The organism is Stenotrophomonas sp. TWI1149 (genome assembly GCF_039673155.1).
In the GTDB taxonomy this organism is placed as follows: domain Bacteria; phylum Pseudomonadota; class Gammaproteobacteria; order Xanthomonadales; family Xanthomonadaceae; genus Stenotrophomonas; species Stenotrophomonas maltophilia_AA.
In genome coordinates, this window is record NZ_JBDJLB010000012.1 from 1 (window position 1) to 13,289 (window position 13,289).

Here is a 13,289-nt window from a genome sequence, read left to right on the forward strand (position 1 = left end):
CAACCGCTATCTGATCAACTCGCCGATGCTGGCTGGATTGAAGAAGGATCCTGACGGTGGGCTGACGATCTACATCCAGGCGGATTCGCCCGGCAAGGAGAGGCAGGCCAACTGGCTGCCCGCTCCCAAGGGACCGTTCGTGATGTTCATGCGCTACTACCGTCCCCAGCCGGCGCTGTTGGAGGGCCGCTGGACCACCCCCGCCGTGGTCAGAACGACCGACAGCGGAGCAGCGGCGAAACAAGCCGATCAGTGACCCGGCTAGCGATCCCCGGGCGCCGGAACGTCGCCAGTGTCGATCTCCCACCTCAGCTCAAACGTCAGCTCAAGCCGCTGACTTGGCTGCAGGTGGTTCGGCGCCAGCGTGAACCCATCGGGCGGGCCGGTCTGAGGCTCCACGCAGGTGGCGTGCGCGGCGCCGTCGTAGATCACCCAGTGATCGGTGTCCGCTCGCATGCGCAGCCGCTGGCCGGCTGAGACGAGCATGACGTCGGCGGGGCTTACAAAGCAGTCATCCCAGGGGCCGGGCGCCGGACTCACACAAGGCAAGGTGGCGATGCCCTCCCCGTCCCGGGGGTACATCGCCTTGGGAGCGAATAGCAGTTGGTCCGGTTTGCGGAACCAGGGATGCCAGCCGAGTACGGCTGGCATGGGCTGGTCGCCAGCCTGCACGGCAAGTTGCAGATCGAGGCCGTCGGAATGCACGTGGATGGCCTGTGTCGCTGTGCCACCGAAAGGCCAATACCCATTCTCAGGAAGCGCCAGCGACAGCGCTGCGCCGTCCGCCCCGAGACTGTCGATACGCCACGGCCGTGAGAAGCCCACCCCGTGGATCGCGTGCCCGCCAAAGTTCCGCGGCAGCGCATACGGCTTGCCATCAAAGGCAAAGCGCCCCTGCCGGATCCGCCCGGCCCAAGGCACCATGGGATAGCACCCCCATCCGATCGCAGCCGCCCCACCCTCCTGCTCGCCCACCAGCCAGTCGACCCCGTCGTACCGTATCTGCGCAATGCGTCCACCGGCTTCCGGTGCGAGCGCGACCTCCAGCTTTCCTGCCCGCAACCAGTACAGGCGGCCACCCGGCAGCGGCGCCTGCGCATCGTCTTTCGGTGACGCCGCTTCAAGCGCCATACGGATCGATCGTCCGGATGCTGCCGTCGGCTTCCATCTGCAGCGGCGTGTACTTGACCGAGCGCAGGTGGGTCACGCCGCCCGACAACAAGGCGTCATGGTAGAAGAGATACCACTGCCCCTTGAACGCGCAGATGGAGTGATGCGTGGTCCAGCCCACAACGGGCTTCAGGATCACCCCGGCATAGGTGAACGGTCCATACGGGCTGTCACCGATGGCATAGCACAGCAGGTGCGTATTGCCCGTGGAGTACGAGAGGTAATAGCGGCCCTGGTACTTGTGCAGCCACGGCCCTTCGAAGAACCGGCGCGCATGGTCATCGGCACGCAGCGGCTGTCCGTGCTCGTCCAGGATGACGACCTCGCGCGTGGGCTCCGCCAGCCGCGTCATGCCCGCGTCCAGTCGGCCAACACGCGGTCCGAGTGCCGGGGCCTCCCCGGTCGGCTCTTCGTGCGTCGCATCAAAGCGGTTGTCACGGTACTTCTGCAGCTGGCCGCCCCAGATGCCGCCGAAATAGAGGTAATGCGTGCCGTCGTCGTCTTCGTACACGGCCGGGTCGATCGAGTACGTGCCCTCCATCGGGTCGGGTTCGGCAGTGAACGGCCCCTCCGGGCGATCCGCGACCGCCACGCCGATCCGGAACATGCCCTGCCCGTCCTTGGCCGGGAAATACAGGTAGTAGCGGCCGTCGCGGTGAGCCGCATCCGGCGCCCACATCTGCTGCGCGGCCCAGGGTACGTCGCGCACATGCAGCGCCATGCCGCAATCGATGGCATCGGCCTCGGGCGAATCCATCCGCAGCACGTGGTAGTCCTCCATGCCGAAATGCCCGCCCTCATCGTCGAAGGGCGCGCCGCCGTCGATATCGTGCGACGGATAGATGTACAGGCGCCCCTCGAATACGTGGGCCGAAGGATCGGCGGTATAGATGTGGGTCACCAGCGGCTGGGAAATGGCATGCGCCGCGAGCTGATCGAGGGTGCTTCCCTGGCGACGCAGATGCAGGTCATGCTCGATGCGCGTCTCCATGCCTTTGTCGATCCTGTAGAGGAAGAGCAGCGCAACCGCGACCAGGAAGGGAATGGAGCAGTAGAGGCTCACGGTCAGGCGGATGCCGTCCACCACGGCCTGGGGCTGCTGTTCCGCGCCGGCCTGATAGCCGTGGTGCGCGAGAATCCCGGCGACCAGCGCCCCGCCGATGCTGAGCCCGATCTTCAACCCGCACAGCATCGCGGAGAAGATGATCGCGGTGGCGCGGCGATGGTTCTTCCATTCCGAATAGTCGGCAACGTCGGCGATCATCGCCCACAGCAGCGGGATGGTGATCCCGTAGCAGAACCCGTGCAGCATGAAGGCGCCAAAGGCCACGCCGACCGCCGTGGGCGGAAACAGGTAGAACACCAGCAGGAACACGGTGGACACCAGCAGCGCGCCGCCGAAGACATCACGCTTGCCGAAGCGGTCGGCCAGGCGGCGGGACACGCCGATGCCCAGGATCATGCAGAGGATGCCGCAGGCGTTGAACAGGCTGAAGGCCGACGTCGCCGGATCCTCCGGCCAGGTGAAGCCGGACAGGCCCCATCCGTTGAGGGCCGCGTTCACTCCTGCGATGAAGCCGTTGAAACCGGAGGCGTCGAGAAAACCCGCCAACGCGGCCTCGCTCATGTAGTACTGGAAGTAGTAGATGTAGGTGCCGCCCTTCAGGGCGAGGTTGATGAAGACCAGCACCGTCAGGGCCAGCATCACCTTCCACGGCCGGTTGTGCAGCAGGTCGGACAGGTCCTGCATCACCCCGCCCGTCTGCTCCTTGGCCGGCACGATGCGCTCGCGGGTGGTGGCGAAGGTGATCAGGAAGAACAGCGTGCCCACGACGGCGAACACGGTCATTACCCGCTGGAAGCCCTGCACACGGTCCCCGTCGCCCAGGATCAGCACCAGCGGCAGCAGCAGCACCTGGATGATGAACTGCGCGATCATCACCGCCACGAAGCGGTAGGCCGACAGGCTGTTGCGTTGGGCCATGTTGCCGGTCAGCACGCCGCTGAGCGCGGAGTACGGCAGGTTGTTGGCCGCGTACACGAACATCAGCAGGCCATAGGTCACCAGGGCGTAGATGACCTTGCCATGCCCGCCGAGGTCCGGCGTACTGAAGGCAAGCAGCGACAGCGCGCCGAAGGGAATCGCCGTCCACAGGATCCAGGGCCGGAACTTTCCCCAGCGGCTGACCGTGCGGTCAGCGGCAATGCCGATCAGCGGGGTGAACACGAAAGCGCCCAGCAGGCCGATGACAAGGATGATCGTCGCCGCCGTGGCGGGCGGCAACCGGTACACATCGGTGTAGAAGAACGCCAGGTAGGTGATCAGCGTCTGGAAGATCAGGTTGGCCGCGAGGTCGCCCAGGCTGTAGCCCAGCTTCTCCCGGACGGACAGCGTGTGCTCGGGAATATCCATGTGGCGGGCCTCAGTCACGACGTGCCTCCACGGTGAAGCGGCTCTGCACACGGGCATCGGCGCTGGAGCCGCCGACCCTTACTTCGTACTCCCCCGGCGGGACCGCATAGGTGCCGCGTGCGTCGTCGTACTGGCGCAGCGCCTGCTGTGCGTGCAGATCGAATGCCACGGTGCGCCGCTCGCCAGGCGCCAGGTGGACACGCTGGAAGCCCTGCAAGGTCTGCTGCGCATCGCCTGCGCCGGCCGCCAGCCGGCGCACATATACCTGCACCACTTCGTCACCCGCGCGCTTGCCCGTGTTGGAGACGTCCACCTGCACCTTGAGCGTGCCGTTGTCGGCGATGCGGGGCGCATCGAGACGGAGTTTGCCGTAGCCGAACCGGGTATAGGACAGCCCATAGCCGAACGGATACAGCGGTGTGCCGCGGAAGTAACGGTAGGTGCGGCCTTCCATCGTGTAGTCGTCGAAGGCCGGCATCGCCTGGTCCGCAGTGTAGAAGGTCACCGGCAGCCGGCCCGCGGGATTGGTGTCGCCGAACAGCGCTTCGCCCACTGCGGTGCCACCGCGCTGCCCGGGATACCAGCTCATCAGGATCGCGGAGAGGTTTGCCTGGGCCCACTCCACCGCCAGCGCCGAGCCCCCGGTCAGCACCATCACCACCGGCTTGCCGGTGGCATGCAGCGCTTCCAGCAGGGCGCGCTGGGTGGCGGGCAGGCGCAGGTCGGTGCGGTCGCCGCCGGCGAAGCCCGGATAGTTCACCGTCATCTCTTCGCCCTCGACATCGCCGGTCAGGCCGCCGACGAAGACCACCACGTCTGCATTGCGGGCGGCATCGACCGCTTCCTCGAACGGCGGCTTCGCGCCGGGCATGCGCCAGCCCAGCCGCACGCCGGCGTCGCGTTCGTTATCGAAGTACTCCAGCGTGAGCTCGTAGGCGCGGCCCGCCTGCAGGTCCAGGTCGACACCGTCGCTGCGCAGGCGATCACTGTTGGCCCAGTGGTCCAGCACCCGCTTGCCATCCACGTAGAGACGGAAGCCGTCATCGGCGGCGGCCTCGATCCGGTAGCGACCCGAGACCGGCGGCAGCAGCTGGCCCCGCCAGCGGATACTGAAGCCATCGTTGGGAATGCCCTGCCCCGGCGCCGCTTCACCGCGGGCCAGCAGGTTGTCGGTGGGTGAACCCCGGTCCCAGCGGAAACCGATCTGTGCGTCGGTGCGGACCAGCGCCGGCGTCCCTGACAGATCCGGCGTGCGGAAGTACTCACCGCGCAGGCCACGTTCCGGGGAATCGGCCGACGGCCGCAGGTATGCCGCCTCGATCAGCGGTGTCGCACCGGGATCGTCGCGCCCTTCGACCAGGTCGACGCCGCGTGCGTACTGCACCTCGACGCCCTTGGCGGCGTCGCGGATTCCCTGCAGGATGGTCACCGGCGCGGCCGGCGTGCCGAAGTAGTTGCCGAGCAGGGCCATGGTGTCATCGGCGGTCGGGCCGACCACGGCAATGCGCTTGAGGCTGCGCGACAACGGCAGCACGCCATCGTTCTTCAGCAATACCAGTGACTGTTGCGCGGCCTTCAGGGCCAGCGCGTCGTGCGCCGGGGCCTGGTTCACCGAGGCCGGTATCCGCGCCCAGCGCACGCGCTCGGGCGGATCGAACATGCCCAGCCGCATCCGCGCGGTGAACAGCCGCGTCACCGCATCGTCGATCTCCGCTTCGCTGATCAGCCCCTGGCGTACCGCGGCCGGCAGCGTGGCGTATTCCTGGCCGCACTCCAGCTCGGTGCCGTTCTTGACCGCCAGTGCCGCTGCGGCCTCGCGGGTCGGCACGATTTTGTGATGCTTCCAGATATCCACGATGGCCCAGCAGTCGGACACCACGTAGCCCTTGAAGCCCCAGTCCCGGCGCAGCACGTCGCGCAGCAGGAACCTGCTGGCGCTGGCGGACTCGCCGTACACCCGGTTGTAGGCGCCCATCACCGCGTCGACCTGGCCTTCCTTCACCAGCGCCTCGAAGGCCGGGAGGTACGTGTCGTACAGGTCGCGTTTGCTGGGGCGCGCGTCGAAGTGGTGGCGGTCGGCCTCGGGTCCACTGTGCACGGCCAGGTGCTTGGCCGTGGCGTCGAGCTTGCGGTACACCGGGTCGTCGCCCTGCAGGCCGTGCACGAAGGCGACGCCCATGCGCGCGGTCAGGTACGGGTCCTCACCGTAGGTTTCCTGGCCACGGCCCCACCGCGGATCGCGGAAGATGTTGATGTTCGGCGACCAGTAGGTCAGGCCCTGGTAGCGGCCATGCGACCCCTCGCGTACGAACTGGTGATGCTTGGCGCGCGCCTCGTCGCTGATGGTGGTCGCGACCTGCGCCATCAACGGCACATCGAAAGTGGCAGCCAGCCCGATCGCCTGCGGGAAGACGGTGGCCTGCCCTGCCCTCGCCACACCGTGCAGGCCCTCGTTCCACCAGTCGTAGGCCGGAACGCCCAGGCGCTCGATGGCCGGCGCGGCGTTCTGCATCTGGGCGGCCTTTTCCTCCAGGGTCATCTGCCCCACCAGCGCGGCGGCGCGGGTTTCAAAGCTGGCCGAGGTGTCCAGCCAGGGCTGGGTTTCCGCCGCTTGACCGGCGGTCGCCGATGCCATGGCGGCGCACAGCGCCAGGATGCGGAAGATCGGGCCACGACGGCCACTGCAGAGGTAAGGCGCACGCGTCATCATTTGCTCCTCAAGGCGCGCTCGTCGCGCGCGAATGGTCCCAGCAGCGCGCCGACAAAGCCGCCTGCGCGATCCGTACTCAACACCGTTCCGTCCACGTCGTCAGCGAGCGTCTGCCAGCCTTGCCCATCACCCGTGTCGAACGCGAACGCATAGCTGCCCTCGTCACCGGCGATCTTCAGGCGCAGCGACGTGGACGCCGTCGCGGTGCGCGTGGCCAGGGTGCGGGTCGCCCCGCTGCCATCGCGCCCTTCCAGGAACACCGCCACGCGATCCCCGCCGAGGCTGCGCACGCCCAGGAAGTACCAGTAACTCTCGCTCTGGAACGCAGCAAGGCCCGCCGCCACATCCGTCGCCGGTCGCGTCATTTCAGTGCTGGCCTCGAAGCGCAGATGCTGCTGACGGTGGCCAAGGAAGGCAGGGTTGCGCAGCGTGTCGAGGTTCTCCGGCAGCGGATGCACGGCCAAGCTGCCCGGACGCATACCCAGGTCTGCCCACGCCTGTTTGGGGACCCGCACCTGCAACCATCCCGTGCCGAGCGTCGGTGCATCGAAACCGTCGCGATCGACGAAGTTGCCGGTTGATGGCGCCTGCAAGGCATCGCCCCGCATCCATGACGGCGCCTTGACCACATACGGGACGGCCTGCTCGGCCGGCAGGATCACCGGCCAGCCATCCCGCCACTGCACGGGCAGCAGATACGTCTCCCGGCCCGTGTTGTAGTGGCGCGTCTGGTAATTGCGACTGGCCAGGAACACCGCCCACCAGGTGCCGTCCGGACCTTCCACCAGATCGGCATGGCCGGCATTGGTGATCGGCAGCGGCCGGTCGTCCGGCAGGTCGCGCTGGGTAAGAACCGGATTGCCCGCGTACGGGAGGTACGGCCCCCAGACCTTGCGGCTGCGCAGGACCACCTGGGAATGCTGCGGCCCGGTGCCCCCCTCGGCGTCGGAGAGGTAGTACCAGCCATCGCGCTTGAAGACATGCGGCCCCTCGATCCAGATCGGGTTCTTCGCCGGCTCCACCCCGCCGTCGATGAGCACCCTGCGCGGCCCCACCGGCTTGAACGCGGCCAGATCGATCTGCTGCATCCAGATGGCGCGGTGGCCTTCGTAGCGCTGCGGACCGGGCGGCACATCGTTGTTCACCAGGTAGACGGCGCCGTCTTCGTCGAAGAACAGGGACGGGTCGATGCCCTCCACGCTGGGCAGCCAGTGCGGGTCGGACCAGGGGCCGGCCGGGTCGCGCGCGGTCGCGATGAAGTTGCCGCCACTGTCGACGGCCGTGGTGACCACATAGAACATGCCGTCGTGGTACTCGATCGCCGGCGCGAAGATGCCGCGCGAAATGCTCAGTCCATCGAAGTCCAGCTGCGTCGGGCGGTCGATTACGTTGCCGATCTGTTTCCAGTGCACCAGATCGATGCTTTCGAATACCGGAATACCTGGGAAGTAGGTGAAGCTGGAATTGACCAGATAGAAGCGGTCATTGGCGCGGACGATGCTCGGATCCGCATGGAAGCCGGCCAGGATCGGGTTGCGGTAGTGACCGGTGGGCAGCGGTGCTTCAAAGGCCGCGTCGTGACCGGCGTATTCAAACCAGTCGAAGAAGACCGGCGGCGCCGCCGTGGCACCGAGCGATGGCGCAGCAGGCAGCAGCAAGAGCAGCGTGGCAATCAGCAGGCGCATCAGGGAACCTCGGCGGCAGTGAGGGGAATATCGAAGGGCCCGGCCGGCGCACCGCTGCTGTCGCGCAGCGTGCAGACCGGGCCGTCGGCCCAGCAGTAGCGCACACGCAACGCGCCGCTACTGTAGTGCCGGCCGCTGGCCGGCTCCACGCAATCCACGCAATCCAGGCAATCCCGGCATGACAGCACCACGTCGCGCCCCTCCAGCACCGCCTCGGCATAGCGGCAGTGGCGTGCGTCGGCGTCACAGAGCTCGAATCCTATGGGGCCGTTCGCACCGGTCGTGGCCAGGGTGCCGGTGACGTTGTCGAACGCGATCCTTGTTTCGCCCTGCGCGCGCGACGCGGTGCGAACCGTCGGGCCGGAAGGTGCCAGCGCCCGTTCGCCGTAGACCACGTGACGTGCCACCCGGGCCAGGCGCCGGCCCAGCTCCTGTTTGTTGGGCGGGTGGATGTCGTACGCGTCGCCGATGTCGATCGCCACCGCGAGCCCGGTATGGGGGTCTTCCGCCGCGACGCGACGCTGCGCCTCGCGCACCTGTGCCCAGCCACTCTCCACCGGCGCCTGGGGCGGCTGCCCATAGCCGGCCAACTGCACCACCAGCAGCGGCATCCGCGCACCGAACCGGCTGCGCCAGTCGTCGCGCAGGCTGCGCAGCCGGTTGGCATAAGCGGCGCCGTCGCCCGTGTTCGACTCGCCTTGGTACCAGAGCATCCCACGCAGGCCATAGCCCCCGAGCGGCGCGATCATGCCGTTGTACAGCGTCGACAGACCCGTGGCGGCATGCCAGGGCGCCAGCGGCGGCGCCTGTGCACCGGGCGCCACCCGGTAGTGCCACGGCGCGTCAAGGACGATGCGCGTGCCGTCGTCCAGCTCCACCGCGTGGGCGGCGGCCGGTCCCGACAGCCCACCCTCGCCGTAGGTGTCCAGCACGTTGATCACCACCGTGTTCTCACCGGCGTTCAAGAGACCGGCCGGAAGGGTGTAACGCCGCGCCTCCCCTGCACCGTACTGGCTGCCCACCGCCACGCCGTTGACCCAGGTCATGTCCGTCTCATCGATGGCGCCCAGCGCAAGCCGTGCGCCCTGCGCCGCCTGCGCGGCGGTCAGCGTGACCTGGGTGCGGTACCAGACCATGCCGTTGTACGCGGCAAGCGCCGGCACGCCCCAACGCTCCCAAGCCCCCAGTGCGGCGGGTGCCGTGTGCCATGCCGTGCTGTCTGTGCCCGGCTGCCAGGGGGTGTCGCCTTGCTGGGCTCCCTCGCGCTTCGACCACCACTGCTGCCATACCTCGCCCCAGCCCGCGGTTGCCGCCGCAGGGTTGCTTGCGTAGAGCGTGAGCAGGTCAAGCGCAGGGTCCATGCCGCCCTGCGCACGCAGCGCGTCGGCGCTGGTCCACGCCTCGATCCGCGAGCCGCCCCACGCCGCCTGGATCAGCCCCATCGGGACGTCGACGGTCTTCTGCACTTCACGCGCAAAGTAGAAGCAGGCGGCGGAAAAGGCGCGCACCGCGGCGGGCGGCGCCGGCTTCCACGCCGTCGGCGCCCGGAACGTGCTCTGCGGCGTGACGGCTGCCGCCTTGGGCACGGTGAACAGGCGGATCGTCGGGTGCGTGGCGGAGGCGATCTCACTGTCTGCGTCTAGCGCGCGCCACACCGGCAGTTCCATGTTCGACTGCCCGGAACACAACCAGACATCACCCATCTGCACGTCATGCACGATCTGGGTGGTCTGCCCTGCGCGGACGGTCATGTCGTGAGGGCCGCCTGCGGGGATGGGCTGCAGCGTTGCATGCCACTGGCCGCCGGCATCCGCGCGCGTGGTGACGGTTTGTCGCGCGAACGCCACGGAAACCGGAATGCCGGGCGCAGCATGGCCCCAGACCGGAATCTGCTGATCGCGCTGCAGCACAGCGTGATCCTGGAACAGCGGATGCAACAGTGCTGTGGCCGGCTCCTGTGCCACGGCCGGCATGGCGCAGCACATCACGATGGTCGCCAGTATCCAGCCCATCCACGCTGTCCGACTCATCGCCCATCTCCCGGCGCGGAAGGAAACTGCAGGCGCTGGTACCAGCCCAGCGCGTGTGGCGGCGCGGTTTCGCCCGCAGGCAAGGGCCTGCCGCTGACCGACTGGAAGTACGCGACACTGGCATCGCGCCACCACTGCGCTTCGCGCCGCTGGATGCCGAGGAAGGCGGCGACCTGCGCATGCCGCTGCGCATCCACCCTGCCCTGCAGGCCTGCCCAGGTGGCCTGCATGCCCTCTACCTGGCGTATACCCAGGGAGTAACGCCCCACCAGTTCGTCCCACAACGGTCGTCCCGAGGCCATGCGGTGATCCCACGGGACATGGTGGAACCACAACAGGAGCGGCTCCGGCACCCGCGCCAGGTCGCCGTACACGGCGGCCACCTCGGGGGCGTACTGGGCCACCGCGTCGCTGCCGCGCGCGGTGCGATCGAAGCCGATGCCATCGCGGTCGGCGCGGTGGTAGTACACGGCGGTCCAGTCCGCGCGCGGACCGCCGTCCACCCAGGGGCCGGGCCCGTAATGATGCCCGCGCGCCATCAGGTGGTGCAGGCCCAGCGGCGTCATGTAGTTCACCGCGGCCTCGCGCGAGGCCATCATCATGTCGACGATGGGCGCCACCACCTCGGGATCCGACGCGAACGTCATCGCTGCCCAGTCCGCCGCGATGTCGCGGGCGGACTGGTCCGGATTCCAGGCGAGACGGCCGAAGGCGTACCAGTTGGCCTGGTCGAAGTGCGACCCACTCCAGGTGCGATCGTTGCCGATGTTGGCCACGCCGGCAATGCCGGTCAGGAGCTGCGCGACCGTGGCGCCCGCGCCGCGTGCGTGGGTATCGGACTGCAGCACCTCCTCGTACAGCGGCCCCAGGTACACCAGATGTGTGGCGAAGCCGAGATACTCCTTGGTGATCTGGACCTCCATCATCAGCGGCGTGCGTGGCATGGCCCCGAACAGGGGATGGAACGGCTCCCGCGGCTGGAAGTCGATGGGCCCGTTCTTTACCTGCACGATCACGTTCGGGCGGAAGTCACCGTCCAGGCCGACAAATTCGGTGTAGGCCTGCGTGGCGCGGTCCTCGGGCACCTCATGCGCGTAGACGAAGGCGCGCCACATCACCACGCCGCCATGCGGTGCCAGCGCGTCAGCCAGCAGATTGGCGCCGTCCGCATGCGAGCGGCCATAGTCCTGCGGTCCGGGCTGTCCTTCCGAATTGGCCTTGACCAGGAAGCCGCCGAAATCCGGAATGCGCGCGTAGATCTCGTCAGCCTTGTCGCGCCACCAACGTTGCACGTCCGGGTCGAGCGGATCGGCGGTTTTCAGCCCGCCCAGCTCGATGGGGGCGCTGAAGCGCGCGCTCAGGTACACGCGGATGCCGTACGGCCGGAACATGTCCGCGAGCGCGGCCGCTTTGATGAGATATGCCGGCGCAAGGCTCTGCGCGCTCGCGTTTACATTGTTCAGCACGGTGCCGTTGATGCCGAGCGAGGCGTTGGCACGCGCATAGTCCGTATAGCGTGGGTCCCGCCACTCCGGCAGGGTCTGCCAGTCCCACAGCGAGCGGCCCGCGTAGCCGCGCTCCACGTAGCCGTCCAGGTTGTCCCAGTGGTCGAGCACGCGCAGCCGGAGCCGTGGTGCTTCGCGAACCTCGAGGGCATCGAGTGACGCACCGGTCTGCAGCAGTCGCAGCAGATGGAACACGCCATACAGCACCCCGATATCCTCGCGTGCGGCCACCAGCAGCACCTCGCGCCCGCCGATGTGCGCACGCCTGAGCAGGTAGCCATCGTCGCCGAGTGAGTCCATCTCCTTGCGGAGCGGCGCGATCACGGCCGACGAATCGGGGGTGCCCAGCACCACGCTGGGGTCCGCGCTGGGCGCCCTCTGCATCCGCGGCGCGCGACCCAGCAGGCCGGTGAGGCCACGCACAAGTTCCTCGCGCGCGGCACGTTGCGTCGGGGTCTGATCGGGGGCCACGACCCCGCCCAGCCGTGTCCGGTAGTCGGTCGCGAGGGCAGGTTCCAGCGGTGCATAGCGCAGCCAGAGGGCGTAGCCGTCCTCCGCGCGCACGCTGCCCGCGCAGGCGAAAAGTGCCAGGGCGACACCCAACATCCAGTGACACCGCTCGACATTCCGGCGGAGCAGCAGTGTCGCCAGCAAACCTTGTAAGCTGCGGACGTGCCCGCCTCGCGGCAGCGTCACAAAGAAGAAAGGCAACACGCATTGGACAAGCCGAAGAAATCGGTCCGCCGCAAAACCAGCGGCGTGACGATCGACGAGGTGGCTGCCCTGGCCGGGGTCTCGCCGATGACCGTGTCGCGCGCGATCAACCAAGGCAAGGTGCGCGATGTCACGCGCGAACGGGTGATGCGCGCGGTGCGCGAACTGGGTTACACGCCCAACCTGGCCGCGAGTTCGCTGGCGGCGGCGCAGCACACGCGGATCGCGCTGATCTACACCAACCCCAGCGGCGCCTACCTGCGGGAGCTGCTGGTGGGGCTGCTGCGTGTCGCGTCCAACGCGGCCATCCAGCTGGTCATCCACTACTGGGACAACTTCGACCCCGAGGCCGAGCGCAACGCTGCGCGCGCCCTGGCGGGCCGTGTGGATGGCGTCATCCTGCCGCCCCCGCTGTGCGAGTCGCAGGCGGCCGTGACCGAACTGGTCAGCGCGGGCATCCCGGTGGTCGCGATCGCGTCGGGGCACCTGAGGGACGATCTTTCCTGCGTCCGCATCGACGACTTCCACGCGGGCAAGGAGATGGCCGAACACCTGATCCAGCACGGGCACCGTCGCATCGGCTTCATCTGCGGCCGCAGCGACCTCAGCGCGAGCGCGCGCCGCTACGATGGATTTGTCACCGCCCTGCAGGAGGCAGGGCTGCAGGTAGAACCCGGCCTCGTCGAACAGGGGGATTACACCTACCGTTCCGGGCTTGCCGCAACCGAGAAGCTGCTGTCCCAGCGTCGGCCGCCGACGGCCATCTTCGCCAGCAACGACGACATGGCCGCAGCGGCCATCTCCGTTGCACACCGACGCGGCCTCGAGGTGCCCCGTGACCTGTCGGTGGTGGGCTTCGATGACACGTCGGCGGCAACGACCGTCTGGCCCGAGCTCACCACCATTCATCAACCGATCGCTGCGATGGCGGACGCCGCCATCGATATCCTGTTGCGCATCATCCGCCGCAAGGGCGATGACACGCGCGTGTTGACCGATCACGTCATGCCGCACCGGCTGGTGGTGCGCGACTCGGTCGCGCGCCCGCCCAAGCGCTGAGGG

The 13,289-nt window shown here is 68.0% G+C and carries 8 protein-coding genes and 1 pseudogene; 2 read left to right on the forward strand and 7 right to left on the reverse strand.

The features are described from left to right. On the forward strand, positions 1-256 hold a 256-nt coding region (locus tag ABE424_RS14195), incomplete at its 5' end, for a DUF1214 domain-containing protein (protein WP_346491240.1). A 5-nt stretch (positions 257-261) separates the two neighbouring features. Here the strand turns inward: ABE424_RS14195 and ABE424_RS14200 are convergent. The 7 genes and pseudogenes from ABE424_RS14200 to ABE424_RS14230 form a co-directional block, all read right to left on the reverse strand. Further along, complete coding sequence (locus ABE424_RS14200; protein WP_346491239.1) at positions 262-1,131, reverse strand: aldose epimerase; 870 nt, start codon at positions 1,129-1,131, stop codon at positions 262-264. After that, a complete protein-coding gene (locus tag ABE424_RS14205; protein WP_346501940.1) occupies positions 1,121-2,137 on the reverse strand; it encodes a glycoside hydrolase family 43 protein in 1,017 nt (338 codons plus the stop codon). The genes ABE424_RS14200 and ABE424_RS14205 overlap by 11 nt, the downstream gene beginning before the upstream one ends. Further along, positions 2,114-3,583 (reverse strand): annotated as a pseudogene (locus tag ABE424_RS14210) (MFS transporter); the annotation flags it as partial. The pseudogene ABE424_RS14210 and the gene ABE424_RS14205, both read right to left, overlap by 24 nt. 10 nt (positions 3,584-3,593) lie before the next feature. Next, a complete protein-coding gene (locus ABE424_RS14215; protein WP_346491248.1) occupies positions 3,594-6,218 on the reverse strand; it encodes a glycoside hydrolase family 3 C-terminal domain-containing protein in 2,625 nt (874 codons plus the stop codon). Positions 6,219-6,289: 71 nt separating this feature from the next. Next, a complete protein-coding gene (locus ABE424_RS14220) occupies positions 6,290-7,978 on the reverse strand; it encodes a glycoside hydrolase family 43 protein (protein WP_346491238.1) in 1,689 nt (562 codons plus the stop codon). Next, positions 7,978-10,008, reverse strand: coding sequence for a sialate O-acetylesterase (locus ABE424_RS14225; protein ID WP_346491237.1), 2,031 nt, complete (start codon positions 10,006-10,008; stop codon positions 7,978-7,980). The genes ABE424_RS14220 and ABE424_RS14225 overlap by 1 nt, the downstream gene beginning before the upstream one ends. Next, the gene (locus ABE424_RS14230; protein WP_346491236.1) at positions 10,005-12,119 is read right to left on the reverse strand and encodes an alpha-glucuronidase family glycosyl hydrolase; all 2,115 of its coding nucleotides are present in this window, start codon (positions 12,117-12,119) and stop codon (positions 10,005-10,007) included. Before ABE424_RS14230 ends, ABE424_RS14225 begins: the two co-directional genes overlap by 4 nt. Before the next feature lie 111 nt (positions 12,120-12,230). On the opposite strand from ABE424_RS14230, the gene ABE424_RS14235 reads away from it, so the two are divergent. Next, a complete protein-coding gene (locus ABE424_RS14235; RefSeq protein ID WP_346491235.1) occupies positions 12,231-13,286 on the forward strand; it encodes a LacI family DNA-binding transcriptional regulator in 1,056 nt (351 codons plus the stop codon). Positions 13,287-13,289: the final 3 nt, after the last annotated feature.